The organism is Pseudomonas sp. lyk4-TYG-107, from assembly GCF_030209055.1.
In the GTDB taxonomy this organism is placed as follows: Bacteria; Pseudomonadota; Gammaproteobacteria; order Pseudomonadales; family Pseudomonadaceae; genus Aquipseudomonas; species Aquipseudomonas putida_A.
Genome location: NZ_JARVST010000019.1, coordinates 412,236 through 433,040, shown reverse-complemented (window position 1 = coordinate 433,040; position 20,805 = coordinate 412,236). Strand labels below are relative to the sequence as shown.

Genomic DNA, 20,805 nt, shown 5'->3' with positions numbered 1-20,805 from the left:
AATGCAGCTCGACGAAATCGAACGAGTAGAAAGCGACGGCGAGGTGGGACTGGTTCGTGAAGCGGATGGGCGTTACCTGTTGAAGGTGCCCTATGGCATGGGGGCAATGAGCGGTGCAGAAGCGTTGTCGCTGCTTTACCGGTGTTTCGTGGTATTTCGCCGGACACGACGCGAGCCTGAGGTGCTGACGGCCCGTGATGGCGTCGAGGCCCACGGCAAGGGCAAGGAGCGTGTTGGCGACGGACTTGCATTTCACGATGCGCTGGCGCTGGACGAGTTGTTCGACCGCGTCGACCCACGCAGTCTGCTTTCAATGTGTGAGCGCCGCGGTCGCAGTGTCGACGACCCCTATCGCCGTTTTGATCGACATCTGCATCGTGCGCTGTTTGATCAACGGGGCGCTGCTTACTTTGAGTCGGTCGCGCAGGATCGTCGGGTCGGTCAGTTTGGCAAGGCGGATATCGTAGGCCTCTATTGTTTTTTGGCAGTGGATTTCTATCGGGGTTTTCTGCAGGTAGATCCTCGATGTGCCTGGGGCAGCTTCGTGGGTGAAGGCGAAGCGCTGGCGCAAGACTTCCAGCATCGTTACCTCAGCGCTGAGGACTCGCTCTATTTTGGCAATGTCCAGTCGCGTCAGCGCAGCCTGAGCCATCTGCGGCACCTGCTGCAGAGTATCGACCGCTGTGCGGCCCCGCGCGACGCTCACTATTATCAGTTGCACGATGCTCTGAAGCGCTACCTGCATGCGGGTACACAAAGCGACCTGGACACGGGACTGATATGGGGCGTGGAAAAGTTCTGGGCTGTCTGGGAGTCAGTCTGTCTTTGTCATGGATTGAGCGAAGGCGAGGGAGGGCTGGAACGCTTCCAGACGTGCGACGACCAGCATCTGCCTCACGGGATAGCCAGCACGGCTATACAGTCTCGCTGGCAACAGCAGCGTCGAAAGATTTTTGCGCGCAACCACATCAAACGGCGCCCTGATCTGGTGAGGCAGGACGGTAAAAACTGGACGGTAGTGGATTTCAAATACTATGAGCGGGCGACTTTCCAGCGCCCCAAGTGGAGCAAGAATGCAGAAATCGCCAAGGAGGAGCGAGACTTTCTGAATCTGGAAGCCTACGGGCTACTGCTGCATAACCATCTGGCCAAAGAGGGATTGAGCGAGCACAAGGTAGGACTGGAAATGTGGTTGCCGGGCGAGCGAGAGGCATGGTTCGAGTTCGTTGGCGAACCGGCATGGGATCCGCCTCTGCGAATGCGAACGCTGGTGACGACCGAGTTGATCAAGGCATATGCCGATCGATACGAGTCCTCGGCAAGGCCCTGATTCCGTCACTGTGGGCGCTCTTGTTCTTTCGCCATGGCCGCACGCTACGCAGGCCTTTTGCTGCTCAATGAAACGGCAGATTGATTCATCAAGCCGACTGGACCAGATTAGTGTGGCCTGGCTCACTGATGGTGCGTCCCCTGAACGTCGACACATTCGGCAATCGGTATCAAGACACCGACAGATGGGCACAGATCGCTTGCGTACATTCACGCACGATCATCAAAGAGTAATACGACGTTTAAATGAGTGATTCTACGGCGACAAACAACGGCAACTGGTACGCAGTCATTGCCTTGGCACTGGCTGCGTTCGTGTTCAACACCACCGAGTTCGTCCCGGTCGGTCTGTTGAGTTCGATTGGCAGCAGCTTCGACATGTCGACCGCGCAAGTCGGCCTCATGTTGACCATCTATGCGTGGGTGGTGTCTTTGACGTCGCTGCCGATCATGCTGCTGACGCGCAACGTCGAGCGGCGGAAATTGCTGATTGTGCTGTTCGGGATGTTTATCGCCAGTCACATTCTGTCAAGTCTGGCGACCAGCTTCGGTGTACTGCTGGTGAGCCGGATCGGTGTGGCGTTGTCGCATGCGTTGTTCTGGTCGATCACCGCGTCTCTGGCCGTGCGCCTGGCGCCGCCGGGCAAACAGGTTCAGGCCTTGGGCTTGCTGGCAACCGGTACTTCGCTGGCGATGGTGCTGGGGATTCCCCTCGGCCGCTTGCTGGGCGAGGCCATGGGCTGGCGCACCACGTTCATGGTGATTGCAGGCTTTGCCGCGGCGCTGGTGTTCTGCCTGGCGAAGGTACTGCCGCTGCTGCCCAGCCAGAACTCAGGCTCGCTCAAGAGCCTGCCGATATTGCTGAAGCGACCTGCGCTGGTGGCCGTCTATGTTCTGACGGCTCTGGTGGTGACGGCACAGTTCACCGCTTACAGCTACATCGAACCGTTCGTACTGACCGTGGCCAACATGAGCGGCGACGTGGTGACGCTGCTGCTGTTGCTATTCGGCGGTGCCGGTATTTTCGGCTCTCTGCTGTTCAGCTACCTGCACAGCTATAGCCCACAGCGCTTTCTGATCATCTGCGTATCGGTGCTCGCCTTGTGCCTGGCTTTGCTGTTGCCGTTGAGCGGCAACGTCTCCTACCTCGGCGTGCTGAGCGTGTTCTGGGGTATGGCGATCATGGGCTTCGGGCTGGCGTTACAGTCCAAAGTCCTGGTACTGGCGCCGGACGCCACCGATGTGGCGATGGCGCTGTTTTCAGGCATCTACAACATCGGTATCGGCGGCGGGGCACTGGTGGGCAGTTGGGTGGGCAGCCAGTTTGGTTTTGCTTACATCGGGGTGGTGGGCGGAATGCTGGCGGCGGCAGCGCTGGCGTTTTACTGCCTGTCGATTTATCGCAACAGCCGGGCTGGGGCTTGAGTCGCTGGCTGCCTGGTTAATGCGCAGGCAGCTCGAGACTGTCCGGATCGCCAAAGAACATCTGAATCCGCGACCGCAACCAACGCTCCCCCGGATCGTTATCCTGCGACCCACGCCACGCCATATGCAGTTCGAACGTGCGCGTCGGCAACGGTGGATCCTCCGCCCGCACGCCGCCGGCAGCCGTCAGCGCATCCGCGGTGTAGTCCGGCACGGTCGCAACAATGTCAGTGCCGGCGAGCAACGTACTCAAGCCATTGAACTGCGGCACGGCCAGCACCACGTGGCGCTTGCGCCCGAGTTTCTCCAGCTCTTCATCAATAAAGCCACTGAGGTCACCGGCGAACGACACCAGTGCATGCGGACGCGCGCAGTAGTCATCCAGACTAAGCGGGCCGGGCACGGTGTCGGCGCGCAGCAGTTTCGGCTGGCTGCGGCGCAGCACCTTGCGCTTGGCGTTGGCCGGCAGGTCGGTGGTGTAGCTGACGCCGATGGAGATTTCGCCGGAGGCCAGCAGGCCCGGCATCAATATGTAGTTGACTCGGCGCACGACGAGGACGATGCCCGGTGCTTCGGCGCGCAGGCGTTTGAGCAGCATCGGCAGCAGGGCGAATTCGACGTCGTCGGACAGGCCGATGCGAAATACCGAAGTGCTGGTGGCGGGGTCGAATTCCGCCGCGCGGCTGACAGCCGTTGAAATCGAGTCGAGCGCCGGGGAGAGCAGGGCGAAGATTTCCACCGCGCGGGCGGACGGTTCCATGCTGCGTCCGGTGCGCACGAACAACGGGTCATCGAACAGGCTGCGCAGGCGCGAGAGCGCCGCACTGATCGCCGGCTGGCCTAGAAACAGCTTCTCGGCGGCGCGGGTCACGCTGCGTTCGTGCATCAGTGTTTCGAATACGATCAACAGGTTCAGGTCGACACGACGCAGGTCATTACGATTCATCTGGAGTCCTGGCAGAGTCATCAAGCTTGACGAGAGCGACCATATGAGAACAATGGCCGGCATGAATATTACGGGGAAAGGCTGGTACTCTGCACCGCTAAATTCAGCTTTACCGGGCCGGTGGTGGCATTTTTTCATCAATTTTGCCAATGCCGTTCATACTGCGGAATCAATGACAGGCATGTCGACTATTAATAGCCACTGATAGTCTTGGGTCAAAAGCCCAGATAGAGTTCAGGGCATTAGAGGTTACTTTGACGAGGTTTGCGATGTCCCGCACGATCCGTTTTCACAAGTTTGGTCCGGCCGAGGTGCTCAAATGCGAAGAGCATGCGGCCGCTCAGCCAGGTCCTGGCGAAGTGCAGGTGCGTGTCGAGGCGATCGGCATCAGCTGGTACGACATTCTCTGGCGTCAGAATCTGGCCTCGTCCCAGGCACGCCTGCCGTCCGGTCTCGGCCATGAAATGGCCGGTGTGGTCACCGCCGTCGGTGACGGAGTGGACGATCTGTCGGTCGGCGACAAGGTGGCCAGTTTCCCGGCCGAAAGCCCGAACGATTACCCGGTGTATGGCGAGCAGATCGTGCTGCCACGTACCGCGCTGACCCGTTATCCGGATGTGCTCAGCCCGGTTGAGGCCAGCGTGCATTACACGCCGTTGTTGATCGCCTATTTTGCCTATGCGGATCTGGCGCGGGTCAAACCAGGGCAGTTTGCCTTGGTCACTGATGCCAGCCATTGCGCCGGTCCGTCCTTTGTCCAGTTGGGCAAGGCCATGGGCGTGCGGGTGATTGCCGCGACGAAAACCGCTGATGAGCGTGAGTACCTGCTGTCGCTGGGTGCCGAGAAAGTCATCGTCACCGAGGAAGAAGACTTGTTGATGCGAATCAACAAGATCACCGACAACCGTGGTGTCGATGTGGTGTTCGACGGTCTGGGCGGCCCGCAGATGTCATTGCTCGGCGATGTCCTCGCACCGCGTGGCAGCCTGGTCCTGTATGGTCTGCAGGGTGGCAACCAGACACCATTTCCGGCCTGTGCGGCGTTCCAGAAAAACATCCAGTTCTTTGTGCACTGCATCGGTAATTTCACCGGTAAACCCGAGTTGGGCATTGTTCAGGATCAAGTCGCCTTGCAACGTGCCCTGCGTGATATCAATCAGTTGACGGCCGACCGTGTGCTGCTGCCACTCAAGACCCGGGTCTTCCCGTTCAACGAGTTCGTCGAAGCACATCGCTACATGGACGAATGCCCATGCCGCGAACGGGTCGCCCTGCAGGTCGAACCCGCGTAACTCCCTCCGAACAGAGTCCGTGGCCCCACGGACTCTTGCGTTTTTACCTCTCGCAAATAATCAGACAGACCAAGCATGGTGCGTGGCCGGTTGTGCATCTGAACCGGTTTTTGTCTGCAATCTGTATCTTCTATTCGCCATATAAGCCCTGATAATTGAATGATTACTTTCATCTCAAGGAATGAGCCATGTCTGTGCATTCTGTTTTTCATTTCGCGTTTAACGTTTCCCCTCATGAGCGATATAGCGGTTTTTGTTTAATGACTGTAGGGCATTTCCTATTGTTGTTCTGCTTTTGTTGTACTCAATGTTCGTGGGACGCTGTAAGAAGTTTCCTCAGATATTTTCTGATCAAAAAAAATTCAATGCTGACAGTGGTTTACGTTGTCTGAGGCGGTGGGGTTGCTGACTTCATTGCGTCAAGTGTTTCAAATAACTTCAAAATCATAAGTGTTAGTATTTGATCGTCTATTACTTATTGATGAATTTATTGCGCCAGCGTCATCGCTGATGCGCGATATGAATTTTTTATGCCGGGTAAAGTACTGATGAGCACGATCCATGATCAGGCAATGAACTATGTCTACCAGCAAGTATTGCAACGCCTGCTGAGTTTCTTTTCCAGAGCCGAGCGCACAGCGCTGCAGTTGCTGATCCAGCGTCTGGTGGTCGCCGCCGGCGGAATGGAGCGCATGGGTGAATACAAGGTCATGGTGACGCCATCCGGTACCCGTGACAGTTGCTACATGCTGGCGCTGCTGCGCGCCGCCCAGTTGAGTATTGCCGGCCGCGCCCCCGCCACGTTCCAGTTACGTGTGGCCACCTTGCGCCGCAGCGAATCGGGGACGGCGGCGCTGAACAACATGCACCGCAGCTTCGCTGCCTTGTTTCTGTATGACGACCCCCGTGTCGAGTTGCTCATGGTGGAACATCGACAAGTGTTGCCGTTCAACCATCTGGCGCCACTCGGAATGGACAGCGCGGACGCCCATCGCACCAATCTGCTGATGATGGGGCATCGACGTGCCAGGGGCGAGAAGCTTGAGTGGCGGGACGACGCCTGCCTGGACTGGGCCGAATTTTACGGCCAGATTGCTCGCTGGAGTAACGGCGTGGATGCCTGGCTGGCCAGCGAATCGCCGCGTCGTCAGAAGCAGTTTGTCGAAGACCTGGACCGGGCCGTGCAGAAGGCCGGTATCGGGGCGCTGACGCCGAATTCCGGGACGTTCGATGAGCTGTTCGCTTTGCTGGACGGATTGGGAGGGGATTTGTATCGCGGTTTTTACTCCGAATCGGAGCGGCAATGCTGGCGTCCCGAGGGTGGCTTCGAGTCATGTCGTCGCACGACATTTGTCGACATTCATGACATGGCGGTCGGCAATCTTGAAGAACGCTGGCCGCTACTGAGCGAGTTTCTGGGGTTCGAGGCAGAGGAATGGGTGTTTCACCAGGGTGAGGGCGAATACGCCGACCCTTTGATCGAGGCCCATTTACGCGGCCTGGAAGCCGAGTTCCTCAGCGATCGCAGCTATGAAGCGGGGTTTTCGGAACACGTCCAGCGCATGCTGGCGAACATGCAGCTGCAGCGGGTGCCGGAACCGGTCTGCGAGCAGATGATCGCAAGACTGGGGCAACGGCAGACTACGGAAGAACTGCGCGAAGCGGCGTCGAGCTGGCTGCACCAGACTTACGGTCTGAACGAAGCACAATGGGTCTGCCTGCTGTTCACGCCGTTCATCGAGCGTGGAGCCGGGCTCGAGCGGTTCCTGCGCAGCTGTCATCCCGGCATGTTGGTGGCGCTGCCTGATTTGCATCGGGCCATGCAGGGGCTGCACGGCCCGGAGCAGGTAATGCAGTGGATGATGGACGTCAGCGGTTTACCGGTTCGGCTCATCGGCCACCTCTACGCCATGGAACCCTTGCCTGCGCACGGTGCGGCCCGGCAAACACTGGAGACCGCACTCGACGCGTCAGGCCTCGATGGCTCCGGCGTGGGTGACCGGTCAGTGGAACGATGAAGTGAGCGAGCGATCCTTGGGCGCACCAACGGTTATGGTGTCCGTCTCATGAAGGCTGCACGGGAATTCGGTTTCGCCTACCAGGCAGTCTATCGATACCTGATGCGCTTGATGGCCGAGTCGGCTTGCGATGGCAATTCAAGGCTGCCATCGCTGCGTCAGTTGGCAGATCGCTTGAACGTGTCGATCTCGACCATTCAATACGCTTACTCGTTGCTCGAAAAGGAAGGGCGGATCTATTCAGTGGCCAAGTCCGGGTATTACGCCAGGGCGGTTTCGGGGGGGACGCCACCTGCCATGAGCAATGATCTGCTCGAAACGCTCTATGTCAACGCGCGGCACCCGGGTATGCGTTTGTTGAATGCTGATGATCCGGTTTCGCTGCAATCACTGGACAGTCCATTGCTGTTGTTGGAGCGTGAGCTGCTGCGCCAGTATCCCCGCCAGCCGCCGTTGCTCGACCAGCCTTGTGGTGAACTGGAATTACGCGCCGTCCTGGCGGCCCGCTATACCACCTCGCCAAAGCAGTGCTGGCACGCCGAGGATGTTTACATCGGCGCGGATATGCGCGGGGTGCTGGAGATCCTGGTGGCCGTTCTGCAGCTCAGGCACACAACCATTCTGGTCGAGTCGCCCTGTGACTGGGTGATACTGCGGTTGCTGCAGGCGGCTGAGGTGCGTGTAATCGAACTGCCGTTGCAGGCCTGTGGCGGGCTGGAGCTGCAGCGGCTGGAAACACTGCTCAAGACCGAAGACGTGCGGCTGATTCTGCTGTCCTCGGGCCTGTGCATGCCGCGCGGTACACAGGTTCCAGCGGATAACCGCAACGTGATCGCCGGCCTGCTTGGCGAGCACGGCACCTGGGTGCTGGAAAACGACTGCTACGGTGAACTGGGCGAGGCAACGGGCGTCGAGCGTCTGCGTGATCAACTGGACCCTGACCGACTGCTGGTCTTCTCCACGTTCGAGAAATTCATCGGTATCGAAGCGCCATACGGGTACGTGTTGACGCGCCAATGGAAGCACGAAATGCAGCGGCATTTTCTGATGCGCTCGTTCCGGTTGTCACCCGTTCGCCAGAAGGCCATTGCCCGGCTGTATGGAAACGGTCGGGTCGACCAGCATCTGTACGTACTTCGCCGGCGCCTAAAGGAACGCCGTACGCCGATGATCGACTTGTTGCGCGAGCGTCTGGGCGAAGCGCTGCAGGTTGTCGAGCCACAAGGCGGAGCGACGGTCTGGGTGCGGGCACGGCGGCCGGTGGATATGCGCGATGTGTTTCAGCGCCTGCTCAGGCAACAGGTGTTGATTGCGCCGGGCGAACTGTTCAGCTTGCAGGGATTGCACCGTCGGCATCTGCGCCTGAACCTGCTGGATCACGGCGAGAGCGGCTTGGGCGGAGCGCTCGAGAGGTTGGGAGAGGCGTTGCGCTTGGCGCCGCTGGAATGAACGTTGAAATCTGTCGGATAGATCCCGTCGCGCTGCGGTCGAACTGTCAGTAAACTGCGCTGTATTTCCTGAACCACTCTATTTCAGAGGTTTTGCATGACTATCAGTCCTTTTGCGGGCAAACCGGCACCAGCAGAATTGTTGGTCGACATCCCGCGACTGGTAACGGCTTATTACACCGGCCAACCGGACGCTTCGATTGCCACCCAGCGTGTTGCATTCGGTACTTCCGGGCATCGCGGCAGCTCCTTCGACCTGAGTTTCAATGAGTGGCACGTTCTGGCGATCAGCCAGGCGATCTGCCTGTACCGCGAAGCCCAAGGCATCGACGGCCCGTTGTTCGTCGGTATCGACACCCATGCGCTGTCGACCCCGGCCGGGGCCAGTGCGCTGGAAGTGCTGGCGGCCAACGGTGTGACCGTGATGATCGCCGAAGGTGACGAATACACGCCGACACCGGCGGTTTCGCATGCAATCCTCTGCTACAACCGTGGCCGCACTTCGGGCCTGGCCGATGGCATCGTGATTACGCCGTCGCACAATCCGCCACAAAGCGGGGGCTACAAATACAACCCTACCAACGGCGGCCCGGCCGACACCCACATCACCAAGTGGATCGAAGCCAAGGCCAACGAACTGCTGGCCAACAAGCTGGCAGGCGTCAAACGCATCAGCTACGAGCAGGCGCTCAAGGCCAGCACCACCCACCGTCACGACTACCTCAACACCTACGTCGCTGACCTCATCAACGTGATCGACTTCGATGCCATCCGTGACGCCAAGCTGCGTCTGGGTGTAGATCCGTTGGGCGGAGCAGGGGTGCGCTACTGGTCGGCGATTGCCGAGCATTACCGTCTTGATCTGGATGTGGTGAACAAGCAGGTCGATCCGACTTTCCGCTTCATGACGGTCGACTGGGATGGACAGATCCGTATGGACCCGTCGTCCAGCCATGCCATGCAAGGTTTGATCGGTCTCAAGGAACGTTACGACGTGGCCTTCGCCTGCGACCCGGATCATGATCGCCATGGCATCGTCACCCCGTCGGGTGGTCTGCTGGCACCGAACAACTATCTGGCGGTGTCCATCGATTACCTGTTCCAGAACCGTCCGCAATGGCGCGCCGACGCCGCCGTGGGTAAAACCGTGGTCAGCAGTGGTCTGATCGATCGCGTGGCCAAACGTCTGGGGCGTCGTCTGTACGAAGTGCCGGTCGGTTTCAAATGGTTTGCCGATGGCCTGTTCGATGGCTCGCTGGGTTTTGGTGGCGAGGAAAGTGCTGGCGCTTCGTTCCTGCGCAAGGACGGCGGCGTCTGGAGCACCGACAAGGACGGTTTGATTCCGGCGTTGTTGGCGGCTGAAATGACTGCCCGTACCGGCCGTGATCCGAGCCAGGCCTATCGCGCCCTGACCGATGAACTGGGCGAACCGTTCTCGGTGCGCGTAGACGCCAAGGCCAACCCTGAGCAGAAAGCGTTGTTGAGCAAACTGTCGCCGGAGCAAGTAACGTCGACCGAACTGGCAGGCGAGAAGATTCAGAGCATTCTCAGCCATGCGCCGGGCAACGATCAGGCCATTGGTGGTCTGAAGGTGATGACCGAAAACGGCTGGTTCGCCGCACGTCCTTCGGGCACCGAAGACATCTACAAGATCTACGCCGAAAGCTTCATTGGCGACGACCACCTCAAGCAACTGGTGGCCGAAGCGCAAACGCTGGTGGATGGCGCAATCAGCACCAAGTGATCTTCAGGGAGGTGAGTTCTTCCTGTGGTGAGGGGATTTATCCCCGATGGACTGCGTAGCAGTCCGCTCCATTGAAAGGAAGGCCGCTTTGCGGCCTATCGGGGATGAATCCCCTCGCCACAAAAGCTGCAAAAAAGGGGCGACCATGACGGTCGCCCCTTTTTTTACCTGCATATCAGGCGATCAAGCCAGATCCACCAACACGATTTCGCTGTCTTCGAGCGCCGTCACAGTCAGTATTGACTCATGCTCGACGGCAACACCGTCTCGAGCTTGTGCGCGCAAGCCATTGACTTCAATCAGACCGGTGGCGGGTACCAGATACGCTCGACGTCCGGCATCCAACTGATATTCAGCTGTTTCGCCGGCCTTGAGGTTGGCCGCGACCAACCGCGCATCACCGCGAATGCGCAGGCTCTGATCGTCGCCGTCCTTGCCGCTGGCGAGGGTCACGAAGCCTTCGCGCTGGCCTTTGGGGAACGGTTTGGCACCCCACGATGGCGGCGCGCCAGTTTCCGTCGGCAGAATCCAGATCTGGAAGATTCGGGTTTCCTTGTCTTCCAGGTTGTACTCGCTGTGTGCGATGCCGGTACCGGCGCTCATGACCTGCACGTCGCCGGCTTCAGTGCGTCCCTTGTTGCCAAGGTTGTCCTGGTGGGTAATCGCACCTTCACGCACGTAAGTGATGATTTCCATGTCGCGGTGCGGGTGCAGCGGGAATCCGGTGCCGGCGGCGATCACGTCATCGTTCCAGACCCGCAGATTGCCCCAGTTCATGCGTTGCGGATCGTAGTATTCGGCGAACGAAAAGTGGTGATGGGCATCCAGCCAGCCGTGATGAGCGCCGCCCAGCGTGTTGAAAGGTCTGAGTTCAAGCATGATCGTCTCCTCAAAGGGTTCGTCATGGGGCGTAACGCCAAAGCCATGAAGCGAGACCGTCGGTTATGACGGGCATCATCCATCAGTCAACCATCGAGAAAAAGCGTAAAAAGTGCGGCATTCTCATCGAATCCGTTGATGGGAAACCGGCTCAAAATAATCTCACACAACTTTCAGTTCATCGCCTAAACCAATGAGCTGTAAGCATTTCGCTAGAACTCATGAGCAAATAAAGCCACCATAGCCCTCAACAGCCTCACACACTGGAGCCCCTCAGCGTGGCGCAACACACTCCCGATCTGCCTCCCGAACTTCGTCCATTGGCCGAGATGCCATGGTTCAAGCGTCTCGCCGCACGTTTCTTCGGCCATGGCCTGACACGCTTGCGCGCTCAACACCGTGCGTCTTGGCTGCACGGCCAGGCGGACGGTTTTCGCAGCGGACACACCGCTGGCGTGGAGTACGGCTTCAAGGAGGGGAAACTCGAAGGCCTGGAAGAAGGCCGGCAGGTGCTGTTGATTCGTGACAGTCGCAGCACCGAGCATCGTCCTCCGAGCGTCGATAATCATCTGTTCGACGACTGGCGTCTGCCGCTCAGCGCCGAGCTGAAGAAGCGCATGAAAGCCGATGTGGCGCGCCTGCTGCCCGCGCATGCCCAGCCAAGCCTCGCTCAATGGAAGATGATTTTCAGTGACACTCCTTCGACCTCGGTGATCGCCGGAGCCGGGGCAGGCAAGTCGACCACGTTGGTGCTGCGTATTCTGCTGCTCACGCATTATCTGGGCTTTGAGCTGGATTCAATGACCGTGGTGACCTTCACCCGTGAGTCGCGCAAGGACTTCATCAATAAGCTTATCGAGATGTTCGCGCTTTGGGGCCAGCCATTGAGCCTGCAACAGGCGCGGGAACTGGTGCGTACCTTTCACTCACGCATTTTGCCGATGGTACGCAGCCTGCCGGGGTTCGAACGCTTGCAGGCTTTTGAAAATCTAAGCAATCGGCCACAAGGCGCTGACGAGGAGGTCGACAGCAACCCGTTCGATCTGCGAATCAATGATGCCCAGCGCCAGCAGCTCAACGCCTGCTATCACCGGTTATTCAATCAGGACCAACGTTTCCGCCAGTTGATTCAACCACTGGCCAAGGCTGCCTTGCAGCTCAAGGAGCTTGAGCGCGATCACCCGGACGTGCAAAAGCGCATGGCGGTGACCGAACTGGCAGCCAAACGCGACGAAGAACTGTGCGATGCCATCGAAGACCTGTGGTTTCGCGCCGGTGCCTGGCCGATCAAGGGCATCGAGCCCAGCCGGCAGACGTTCGAGATCAACGGTTCGACCTTTCACTGCCACGGCTACATTCCCAGCCTCGATGCCTGGGTGGTGCTCGGCTTCGATCCCCGGGAAAACCCGCAGATTTGCCGGCCCAACGCGAAGCTCAGCGTACGCGCCGAGTGGGCCGTTAAGCGCACCTTGTTTCAAGCTTTCTGTCGTAAGCCATTGATTTGGCTAGATAGTTATGAGGTATCAAAGCGGGTGTTGTCGACCTTAGCCGGCGACGCGAGCGCCGGTCCAGGCTTCGACTACAAGGTCAAAGGTGAGCTGGTTTCGGCGCCGCTGCTCGATTGTTTTGTCGCGGCGGCCGGTTTCATCGAAAACCTTGGGCTGGACGTGCCGGACGCTGTCGGTCGTATGAGTTTTGCCAAGGACGACCCGGACCGATTCTTCTTTGAGGCGCTGAGCCTGTTCTGGCGTGCCCTTGAAGATCATTTACTTGATCAGAAGCCGCCGGTGATGACCTACAACCGGATGTTTGCGCTGTTCAGCGAGCACTCGCCGGAGAACCTGAAGCTGCTGAGTGATGAGCTGCTGCGACCGATGTCGCACCTAATGATCGACGAATTTCAGGACGTATCGCCGCAAATCGTCTCCTGGATCCGCGCCAGCCTCGCGGAAATCCGCAGTCGCGGCCCGGCCATGCATGTCGGGCGGGGTGCGCAGCGTTCTTCGTTGCTGTGCGTCGGTGATGACTGGCAGTCGATTTACGGCTGGCGCGGCAGTTCGCCGAGTTACTTCATGGAGTTCAACAAGGAATTCCCGTCGCCGAGCACTACTCGGGTGATGCTCAGCGACAACTATCGCAGCCATCAGCACATCATCGATGCTGCCGAACACATCGTCCGCGCAGCGCCGGCAATCCCCGGCAAGAAGGCCAAGGCCAGCGGTGCGCCCAAGGCATTGCAGCCAGTCAATGTGCTGGAGCGCGATGACCAGGCCATGGGGCAGCGCTTGGCCGAACATTACAATCGTGGCGATTCGATCTTGATGCTCTATCGAAAAAGCAGCGATAAGTTATTGATAGAGCAGCATATTCAGCCTGTAGTTAATGTTGATTCGAGCTTGCCGTACGAAGCGCGACGGCTGAAACAGCTGACTTACCACAGCGCCAAGGGGCTGCAGGCTGATGCGGTGTTCCTGCTCGGTGACTGCCAGCACCTGACCAGTTCGCCCTACAAGAACCAGGTGTATCGCATGGCCGGCTTGGGCAAGGCTGGCGACAGTGAGCCTTATGACACGGCGCAGAAGGACGAGATTCTGCGGCTGGCCTACGTTGGTATCACCCGGGCGGTCAGCCATTGCTACTGGTACGTCGAGCCGCAGGATGCCCAGGCCGTGAACATGCCAAGGGCGTCCGATCGGGTTTCACAAGGCAAGGCATTCTTCGTCGATCACCGAAAACAGCCGCAAAACGCGTAGCCCGCAAGCACAAAAAAAGCCCGCCTGAATTGGCGGGCTTTTTTATATAAAACAATAGTTTATGCGTAACTCTTGAGAGACTCCGGAGGAATGAAAGCCTCCAGTTCGTCTTCCACAGCCTCAATGATGCGCTCGACATCGGCCGCGTTCATCACCGTCGCACAAGGAATACCGGCGATGGCGATCATGGTTTCACCGCTGGCACGATCAAACAGACGGGCAATCATGCTGCCCGGCGCATCCATCGTTGCCTCAAAACCCATGGGATGAAAGTGCCAACGCATCAGTTGGCACGCATTGGGAAACGTGACTTTACTGGAGCCTTTATTCATGTGTTGCCCGCCTTCTTCATCGAGCGCTTCCTTTTGCTCATGTTAGGTGGGAAGAGCCTTCATTGGCTCAACCGGTCAGTGACGTTAAAAGTAGCACTCGCATGTGAATTTTCCGTGAGATTTTTCAGTTCATTTTGCGATTGCTGCGCGTTTTTTGATGTAAGTCACGTCGGGATCAGTCATCGCCAAATGGCCACTACGGTTTGCTCGTTGATCGTTTTGGCGAACTTGGGCAAGCTCGGTTCTTTTGCGCCGAGCCCTTTATGCACGCCGACGATGACGGCCCCGAACAGACCCCGGCCACGGCCGCCACAGTCATGCGCTACCACCTGAGCTGGAAGCACCGCGATCTGGACAGCGTCATGGCGCTGTATCACCCGGACGTCCAATACAACGATTTCTTTCAGAACCGGGTCCTCGGCCTCGACGAATTGCGCGAGTACGTGCGCGTGAGCATGCCGCGAGAATCCGACGAAGCGCTCGAGCATTGCGACCGGATCCGCGTGGATGGCAACACTGCGTTCATTCAGTACGAAGTGACCCTGCGCGGTGGCGACGGGCTGGTGTCGTTCCGATCCAGCGAAGCGATCACGGTCAAGGACGGCTTGATCTGGCGGGTCAACGAATACGCCTCGCTGGTCCGCACGCAAACCAACGGCGCTGTCGCACCCAGTCAGCGTCCGGCGGTCAGTCGCTTGGGGCTTTCGCCGCGCCAGATCAGTTTCATGGCCGAGGATCTGCAGCAATATTTCGAACGCCAGCAACCGTATCTCGATCCGGAACTGGATCTGCAACGGGTGGCGAAGGAGTGCGGCTACAGCCGCAATCAGATTTCCTACCTGCTCAATCAGGTGCTCGGCCAGAGCTTCTATCGCTACGTCAACCAGGCCCGCCTGCAGCACTTGCTCAAGTCACTGGATCAGGCCATGCCGCCGCTGCGTATCGATGAGCTGGCGTTTGCTGCCGGTTTCAACTCGCTGTCAGCGTTCTACAGTTGTTTCCGCCGACACACCGGCCAGTCGCCGAAGGCCTACGCCAAACAAATTTCTTTGCGGGCACGCGCGCAAGACAGTGATTGAAGTCACGCACTAGGATCGACGCCATCGAAGGTTTTCAGTGGCGGAGTCTTGCATGCCGGCGTGGCGCACTATCAGTTTGTGGATGGATCAACTCGACGAGCCGTTGATTGCGCGGCCGGCGTTGGAACAGGATCTGGATGTCGACGTGGCGATCATCGGCGCCGGTTATACCGGGTTGTGGACCGCGTACTACCTGAAAAAACTCGCTCCCGGTCTCGATATCGCCATCGTCGAGGCGCAAACCGCCGGTTTCGGCGCGTCCGGGCGCAATGGCGGCTGGCTGATGGGTAACCTGCTGGGCGAGGATCGACTGCTCGCCGGTCTCTCTCCAGAACAACGTCGCGCATCGTTTGATCTGCTGCACAGCATTCCGGATGAAGTGGAAGTTGTCCTCGAACGTGAGGGCATCCACTGCGATTACCGAAAAGGCGGGGTGCTGTACTGCGCCGCCCGTTACCCGGAGCAGGAAGCCAGCCTGCGCGAATACCTCGACAAACTGCACGCCCAAGGCCTGACCGACAACGATTACCGCTGGCTGAACCCCGAGCAACTGGCGCAACAGATTCGTGTGGCGAAACCCTACGGCGGCATTTATGCGCCGCACGTGGCGACCATTCACCCGGCGAAACTGGTGCGCGGTCTGGCGCGCACCGTGCAGAGCATGGGCGTGAAGATCTACGAAAATAGCCCCGTGACGCATTGGCAGTCCGGCAGTTTGCGCACGGCCAGGGCCAGTGTGCGCAGTCGCTGGATTGTGCCGGCGGTCGAAGGTTATTCGGTCACGCTCCCACCGCTGGGTCGCTATCAGTTGCCGGTGCAGAGTCTGATTGTCGCCACTGAACCGTTGTCGGCAGCGACCTGGGATGAAATCGGCCTCAACCGTGGCCAGGCCTTCAGCGAGTTCAGCCGTCAGGTCACCTATGGCCAGCGCAGTGCCGACAATCGTCTGGTCTTTGGCGCCCGCGGCGGTTACCAGTTCGCCGGGAAGTTGCGCCACAACTTCGATCTGACCCGTGATGAAGTCGAGCTGCGGCGCTATCTGTTCGGCGAGCTGTTTCCGCAGTTGAAAAACGTGCAGATCACCCACGCCTGGGGCGGCAACCTCGGCATGTCCCGGCATTTCAAGCCGCACATGCTCTGCGATCGCGCCAATGGCATTGCGCTGTCCGGCGGTTATGGCGGGGAGGGTGTGGGTGCCAGCAACCTTGGCGGCCGCACCCTGGCCGATCTGATTCTTGAGCGCGATACCGAACTGGTGCATCAGCCGTGGGTGCTGCCGGACGGCGGAATTCATGCGCTACGCGCCTGGGAGCCGGAGCCGTGCCGCTGGCTTGGCTACAACGCGATCATCAAAAGTTTCGTCCACGAAGACCAGACCCTGGCCAACCCGGCCAGCGCCCCGTGGCGGCGCAAGCTGGCCAGTCAGGTCGCGGGCTTCATGGAAGGTTTCATGCACTAACCGCCGTTTTCTTCACAAGACAGGTCTCACCATGAGCATTACGCAGTTCAAGAACACCGCCAGCCTGCAACTGGATGAATCCAACCCGGTGGCCGTGCCACTCAGCGAGCCGGTCGCCATTGCCTCGACCACCAGCGTCGAGCGCGATGACGGCGTTGAAACCGGCGTCTGGGAATGCACCCCGGGACGCTGGCGCCGGCAGATCACCGCGCAGGAGTTCTGCCACTTCATCTCCGGCCGTTGCACGTTCACCCCGGACGACGGCAGCGAAACCCTGCACATACAAGGTGGCGACGCACTGATGTTGCCGGCCAACACGCTCGGCATCTGGGATATCCAGGAGACCGTGCGCAAGAGCTACGTCCTTATTTTCTGATTGTTTGATCCTTTGATTGCCTGCCAACAAAAATAGCCACTACAGGAATCGACCCCATGATCCAGAAAACCCTCGCTCTGGCGCCGCTGCTGCTGGCCGCCTCCATTAGTCATGCCGCCGAAACGGTGAAGATTTACAACTGGTCGGACTACATCGCGCCGGACACCACGAAAAATTTCCAGAAAGACACCGGCATCGGCGTCACCTATGACGTCTACGACAGCAACGAAACCCTCGACGGCAAGTTGATGACCGGCAAATCCGGTTATGACGTGGTGTTCCCGTCCAACCACTTCATGGCGCGGCAGATCCAGGGCGGGGCGCTGAAGAAGCTCGACAAGAGCCAGTTGCCGAACTGGAAGAACCTCAACCCGGTGTTGCTCAAGGCCTTGCAGGTCAACGACCCGAACAACGAGCACGGCTTTCCGTATCTGTGGGGCAGCACCGGCATCGGCTACAACGTTGCCAAGGTCAAGGCGGTGCTGGGTGATAACGCGCCAGTGGATTCCTGGGATCTGATCTTCAAGCCCGAATACATGGAAAAACTGCAGAAGTGCGGCGTGGCGATCCTCGATAACGGCCCGGAATTGCTGCCGGCAGCCCTCAATTACCTGGGCTTGCCGCCCCACAGCAAGAACCCCGAGGACTACAAGAAAGCCGAAGCATTGCTGATGAAAGTGCGGCCGTATGTCAGCTACTTCCATTCCTCGAAGTACACCAGCGACCTGGCCAATGGCGATATCTGCGTGGCGGTCGGTTTCTCCGGTGACATCCTGCAGGCGGAAAACCGCGCCAAGGAAGCGAAGAACGGTATCGACATCGGCTACGCGATTCCCAAGGAAGGTGCGGCGATCTGGTTCGACATGGTCGCCATGCCCGCCGATGCACCGGACGAGAAGGCCGGTTACGCGTTCATGAACTACCTGCTGCGTCCGGACGTGATGGCCGGCATCAGCAATTACGTGCACTACGCCAATGGCAACCAGCAGGCCGACAGCCTGATCGATCCGGCAATCAAGGGTGACACCAAGGTCTATCCGAGCCCGGAAATGATGGGCAAGCTGTTTGCGCTGGAGGCAATGCCGCTGAACATCGATCGGATCCGCACGCGGGTGTGGAACAAGATCCGTACCGGTAGCTAAACCACATCACCCCTCCTGTGGGAGCGGGCTTGCTCGCGAATGCGTTCGATCAGTCAGCAAACAGGTTGGCAGATAAATAGCATTCGCGAGCAAGCCCGCTCCCACAAGTGTTTTAGCAACGCTGATTTGGATTGATATCACTGCACTGGCATCGCACTAATAGAGTGCAGCAAAGTGAGACGTATCTATCAAAAAGCAACTTACCGATATTTAATATTTAAATAGAAAATCGTCAGACAATTAGGCGAGAACAAACACCTCATAACAATCTTTCGACCCCGCAGTCATTGTTTACGGGCATTTGACGGAACAGTCGGTTTTGATCTCAAAAAAACGCTAGACGACAGATTTCAAATTGTGTCAGGTTTCTTACGCCTTCATTGGGCGAGTGATAGGACGATCTCGCCAGGGATCGTCGCTATCTGACAAAAACTGTTCCATTGCTAAACAAGGAAGTGTGTTTATGTCGAAAGTAAAAGCGAACGCTATTGATATCACCGCAGACACATTCGTGCCTGTCGGCGCAGCGCAATCTCTGGCTGCGACCAGCTCTGCCTGGAACCAGATCAATAGCTTCAGCCATCAATACGATCGTGGCGGCAACCTCACGGTCAATGGCAAACCCTCCTTCTCGGTGGATCAAGCCGCCACTCAACTGTTGCGCGACGGTGCCTCCTGGCACGACCTGGACAACAGTGGCAAGATCGAACTGACCTACACCTTTCTGACCGCCAAAACCGCTAACTTCAGCGGCCTGGGCGTCACCGGTTTCAGTCAGTTCAGCTCCCTGCAGAAAGCCCAGGCCGTGCTCGCCATGCAATCCTGGGCGGATGTCGCCAACGTGACGTTCACCGAATCGGCCCGAGGTGGCGACGGTCACATGACCTTCGGTAACTACAGCGGCGGCCAGGAAGGCGCAGCGGCGTTTGCGTTCCTGCCAGGCACCGAGCCAGGCTATGACGGTCAGTCCTGGTACCTGACCGGCAGTGGCTACGACGTCAACAAAACCCCGGGTCTGAACAATTACGGGCGTCAAACCCTGACCCACGAAATCGGCCACACCCTGGGCCTGTCTCACCCTGGCGACTACAACGCCGGCGAAGGCAACCCGACTTACAAGGATGCTTCCTACGGGCAAGACACCCGCGGTTACAGCCTCATGAGTTACTGGAGCGAAAGCAACACCGCCCAGAACTTCAGCAAGGGCGGTGTGGAAGCTTACGCTTCCGGCCCGCTGATGGACGACATTGCAGCGATCCAGAAGCTGTACGGCGCCAACCTGACCACCCGTACCGGTGACACCACCTACGGCTTCAACTCCAACGCCGGTCGCGATTTCCTCAGCGCCTCGTCGTCGAGCGACAAGCTGGTGTTCTCGGTGTGGGACGCGGGCGGCAAGGACACCTTCGACTTCTCGGGTTTCACCCAGAACCAGAAGATCAACCTCAATGAAGCCTCGTTCTCCGACGTAGGTGGCATGATCGGTAACGTGTCCATCGCCAAGGGCGTGACCATCGAGAACGCCATCGGCGGTTCGGGCAACGACCTGCTGATCGGTAACAGTGCGTCCAACGAGCTGAAGGGCGGTGCCGGCAACGACATCATCTACGGCGCCGGTGGTGCGGACAAACTGTGGGGCGGTTCGGGTTCGGACACTTTCGTGTTCGCCTCCAGTTCCGACTCCAAGCCGGGTGCAATCGATCAGATCCTCGATTTCGTCAGCGGTCTGGACAAAATCGACCTGAGCGCCATCACCAACGGTTCCGGCCTGCACTTTGTCAGCAGCTTCACCGGTTCGGCCGGCGACGCGATCCTGACCTCGTCGGGCGGCAACAGCCTGTTGTCGGTGGACTTCTCCGGGCACGGCGTGGCGGACTTCCAGGTCAGCACCGTGGGCCAGGCAGCGACCAGCGACATCGTGGCGTGATGTGAAACGGGAAGCGGCGCTTGATGCGCCGCTTTCTTTGCTTGCATCGTGTTGATGGCTGGGCAAGGCTAGGTGCTGGAGCGAATTTTCTGATGATCTGTAAAGTTTTTACCTACAAGGCAATGGCGTGGCTTTCGGCGGCGCTGATCATGATTTCTGGAGAAACAACCATGGCAAGCAGCCTCAGACTTGAAGATCCCTCGGTTTTTGCCGGGCAATGGCAGGCGACGTTGAGCACTGAAAATGACGCGCCCGAAGCGCAAAAGCTGCAGGATAAACCGTCGAACACCTGTGCCCTCGAACTGCAAGCCAATCAGACCGTCGGCAAGGGCGCCGAATGCCTTGGTGCATGGCTGGAAGATTCGCCTACCGGCTGGTTTCCGGAACCCGACGGAATTTCGATCACCGGCAAGGAAGGTTCAAGAATCGTGTTTTTCAGCCGACAACGTGACGGGCTCTATTCCAGCACTTTGAAGTCGGGCCTGATTGTTACACTCGTACGCGCGACGAAATAAACGCTCAACTAATCCAGTTCGAATATATGGCAGTGCTTGAACGTTATAAGTGATCGTCGCAGTTGTTGTTGAATGGTAAGCGAGTACTTGCAAAACATCTTTCGCAGGTAGGCGGAACATTAATTGAGCGCTCGTCGAAGT

16 protein-coding genes are annotated in these 20,805 nt (G+C 58.5%); 13 read left to right on the top strand and 3 right to left on the bottom strand.

Annotation, left to right across the window (positions count from 1 at the left end; translation table 11 throughout):
- Position 1: 1 nt before the first annotated feature.
- Together QRN61_RS17230 and QRN61_RS17225 are read left to right on the top strand one after the other, a co-directional pair.
- Positions 2-1,330 (top strand): hypothetical protein, encoded by a 1,329-nt coding sequence (locus tag QRN61_RS17230; protein ID WP_183779940.1) that lies wholly within the window; start codon positions 2-4, stop codon positions 1,328-1,330.
- A 245-nt stretch (positions 1,331-1,575) separates the two neighbouring features.
- Positions 1,576-2,754: a sugar transporter gene (locus tag QRN61_RS17225; RefSeq protein ID WP_285374314.1), complete on the top strand. Its 1,179-nt coding sequence runs from the start codon at positions 1,576-1,578 to the stop codon at positions 2,752-2,754.
- 16 nt (positions 2,755-2,770) lie between these two features.
- On the opposite strand, the gene QRN61_RS17220 is transcribed toward QRN61_RS17225, so the two are convergent.
- The gene (locus QRN61_RS17220; RefSeq protein WP_007963542.1) at positions 2,771-3,700 is read right to left on the bottom strand and encodes a LysR family transcriptional regulator; all 930 of its coding nucleotides are present in this window, start codon (positions 3,698-3,700) and stop codon (positions 2,771-2,773) included.
- Between the two features lie 269 nt (positions 3,701-3,969).
- Between QRN61_RS17220 and QRN61_RS17215 the strand changes: the two genes are divergently transcribed.
- The 4 genes from QRN61_RS17215 to pgm all read left to right on the top strand — a co-directional run bounded on the left by QRN61_RS17215 (position 3,970) and on the right by pgm (position 10,202).
- Positions 3,970-4,992, top strand: a complete 1,023-nt coding sequence (locus QRN61_RS17215; protein WP_027612770.1) for a zinc-dependent alcohol dehydrogenase family protein — start codon at positions 3,970-3,972, stop codon at positions 4,990-4,992.
- Between the two features lie 548 nt (positions 4,993-5,540).
- Positions 5,541-7,010 (top strand): hypothetical protein, encoded by a 1,470-nt coding sequence (locus QRN61_RS17210; RefSeq protein ID WP_115990565.1) that lies wholly within the window; start codon positions 5,541-5,543, stop codon positions 7,008-7,010.
- 48 nt (positions 7,011-7,058) lie between these two features.
- On the top strand, positions 7,059-8,459 hold the full coding sequence (locus QRN61_RS17205; protein WP_285374313.1) for an aminotransferase-like domain-containing protein: 1,401 nt from the start codon (positions 7,059-7,061) through the stop codon (positions 8,457-8,459).
- Between the two features lie 96 nt (positions 8,460-8,555).
- Positions 8,556-10,202, top strand: a complete 1,647-nt coding sequence (gene pgm, locus QRN61_RS17200) for a phosphoglucomutase (alpha-D-glucose-1,6-bisphosphate-dependent) (RefSeq protein ID WP_096796764.1) — start codon at positions 8,556-8,558, stop codon at positions 10,200-10,202.
- 183 nt (positions 10,203-10,385) lie between these two features.
- On the opposite strand, the gene QRN61_RS17195 is transcribed toward pgm, so the two are convergent.
- Complete coding sequence (locus tag QRN61_RS17195; protein WP_027612774.1) at positions 10,386-11,081, bottom strand: pirin family protein; 696 nt, start codon at positions 11,079-11,081, stop codon at positions 10,386-10,388.
- Between the two features lie 278 nt (positions 11,082-11,359).
- Here QRN61_RS17195 and QRN61_RS17190 point away from each other — a divergent pair, with 278 nt between their 5' ends.
- Positions 11,360-13,834 carry a UvrD-helicase domain-containing protein gene (locus QRN61_RS17190; RefSeq protein ID WP_285374312.1) on the top strand — a complete coding sequence of 825 codons (2,475 nt, stop codon included), beginning with the start codon at positions 11,360-11,362 and terminating at the stop codon, positions 13,832-13,834.
- Between the two features lie 59 nt (positions 13,835-13,893).
- On the opposite strand, the gene QRN61_RS17185 is transcribed toward QRN61_RS17190, so the two are convergent.
- On the bottom strand, positions 13,894-14,166 hold the full coding sequence (locus QRN61_RS17185; RefSeq protein ID WP_025109621.1) for a DUF1652 domain-containing protein: 273 nt from the start codon (positions 14,164-14,166) through the stop codon (positions 13,894-13,896).
- 263 nt (positions 14,167-14,429) lie between these two features.
- Between QRN61_RS17185 and QRN61_RS17180 the strand changes: the two genes are divergently transcribed.
- The 6 genes from QRN61_RS17180 (at position 14,430) to QRN61_RS17155 (ending at position 20,664) form a co-directional block, all read left to right on the top strand.
- The gene (locus QRN61_RS17180) at positions 14,430-15,245 is read left to right on the top strand and encodes a helix-turn-helix transcriptional regulator (protein WP_285374311.1); all 816 of its coding nucleotides are present in this window, start codon (positions 14,430-14,432) and stop codon (positions 15,243-15,245) included.
- A 52-nt stretch (positions 15,246-15,297) separates the two neighbouring features.
- Positions 15,298-16,704 (top strand): NAD(P)/FAD-dependent oxidoreductase, encoded by a 1,407-nt coding sequence (locus QRN61_RS17175; RefSeq protein ID WP_285374310.1) that lies wholly within the window; start codon positions 15,298-15,300, stop codon positions 16,702-16,704.
- 31 nt (positions 16,705-16,735) lie between these two features.
- Positions 16,736-17,080: a cupin domain-containing protein gene (locus QRN61_RS17170; protein WP_285374309.1), complete on the top strand. Its 345-nt coding sequence runs from the start codon at positions 16,736-16,738 to the stop codon at positions 17,078-17,080.
- A 56-nt stretch (positions 17,081-17,136) separates the two neighbouring features.
- Positions 17,137-18,222 carry a polyamine ABC transporter substrate-binding protein gene (locus tag QRN61_RS17165; protein ID WP_027612779.1) on the top strand — a complete coding sequence of 362 codons (1,086 nt, stop codon included), beginning with the start codon at positions 17,137-17,139 and terminating at the stop codon, positions 18,220-18,222.
- Positions 18,223-18,685: 463 nt separating this feature from the next.
- Positions 18,686-20,149: a serralysin family metalloprotease gene (locus QRN61_RS17160; RefSeq protein WP_247267436.1), complete on the top strand. Its 1,464-nt coding sequence runs from the start codon at positions 18,686-18,688 to the stop codon at positions 20,147-20,149.
- Positions 20,150-20,241: 92 nt separating this feature from the next.
- Entirely contained in the window at positions 20,242-20,664 is a 423-nt protein-coding gene (locus QRN61_RS17155; protein WP_158248883.1) for an AprI/Inh family metalloprotease inhibitor, read from the top strand.
- The last annotated feature ends 141 nt before the right edge of the window (positions 20,665-20,805 follow it).

Bases quoted from the DNA above. Each gene is read 5' to 3' on its own strand.
- QRN61_RS17225 (WP_285374314.1), top strand. From the start codon at position 1,576: ATGAGTGATTCTACGGCGACAAACAACGGCAACTGGTACGCAGTCATT.
- pgm (WP_096796764.1), top strand. From the start codon at position 8,556: ATGACTATCAGTCCTTTTGCGGGCAAACCGGCACCAGCAGAATTGTTG.
- QRN61_RS17180 (WP_285374311.1), top strand. From the start codon at position 14,430: ATGCACGCCGACGATGACGGCCCCGAACAGACCCCGGCCACGGCCGCC.
- QRN61_RS17175 (WP_285374310.1), top strand. From the start codon at position 15,298: ATGCCGGCGTGGCGCACTATCAGTTTGTGGATGGATCAACTCGACGAG.
- QRN61_RS17210 (WP_115990565.1), top strand. From the start codon at position 5,541: ATGAGCACGATCCATGATCAGGCAATGAACTATGTCTACCAGCAAGTA.
- QRN61_RS17185 (WP_025109621.1), bottom strand. From the start codon at position 14,166: ATGAATAAAGGCTCCAGTAAAGTCACGTTTCCCAATGCGTGCCAACTG.
- QRN61_RS17160 (WP_247267436.1), top strand. From the start codon at position 18,686: ATGTCGAAAGTAAAAGCGAACGCTATTGATATCACCGCAGACACATTC.
- QRN61_RS17170 (WP_285374309.1), top strand. From the start codon at position 16,736: ATGAGCATTACGCAGTTCAAGAACACCGCCAGCCTGCAACTGGATGAA.
- QRN61_RS17195 (WP_027612774.1), bottom strand. From the start codon at position 11,081: ATGCTTGAACTCAGACCTTTCAACACGCTGGGCGGCGCTCATCACGGC.
- QRN61_RS17155 (WP_158248883.1), top strand. From the start codon at position 20,242: ATGATCTGTAAAGTTTTTACCTACAAGGCAATGGCGTGGCTTTCGGCG.
- QRN61_RS17215 (WP_027612770.1), top strand. From the start codon at position 3,970: ATGTCCCGCACGATCCGTTTTCACAAGTTTGGTCCGGCCGAGGTGCTC.
- QRN61_RS17165 (WP_027612779.1), top strand. From the start codon at position 17,137: ATGATCCAGAAAACCCTCGCTCTGGCGCCGCTGCTGCTGGCCGCCTCC.
- QRN61_RS17220 (WP_007963542.1), bottom strand. From the start codon at position 3,700: ATGAATCGTAATGACCTGCGTCGTGTCGACCTGAACCTGTTGATCGTA.
- QRN61_RS17205 (WP_285374313.1), top strand. From the start codon at position 7,059: ATGAAGGCTGCACGGGAATTCGGTTTCGCCTACCAGGCAGTCTATCGA.
- QRN61_RS17230 (WP_183779940.1), top strand. From the start codon at position 2: ATGCAGCTCGACGAAATCGAACGAGTAGAAAGCGACGGCGAGGTGGGA.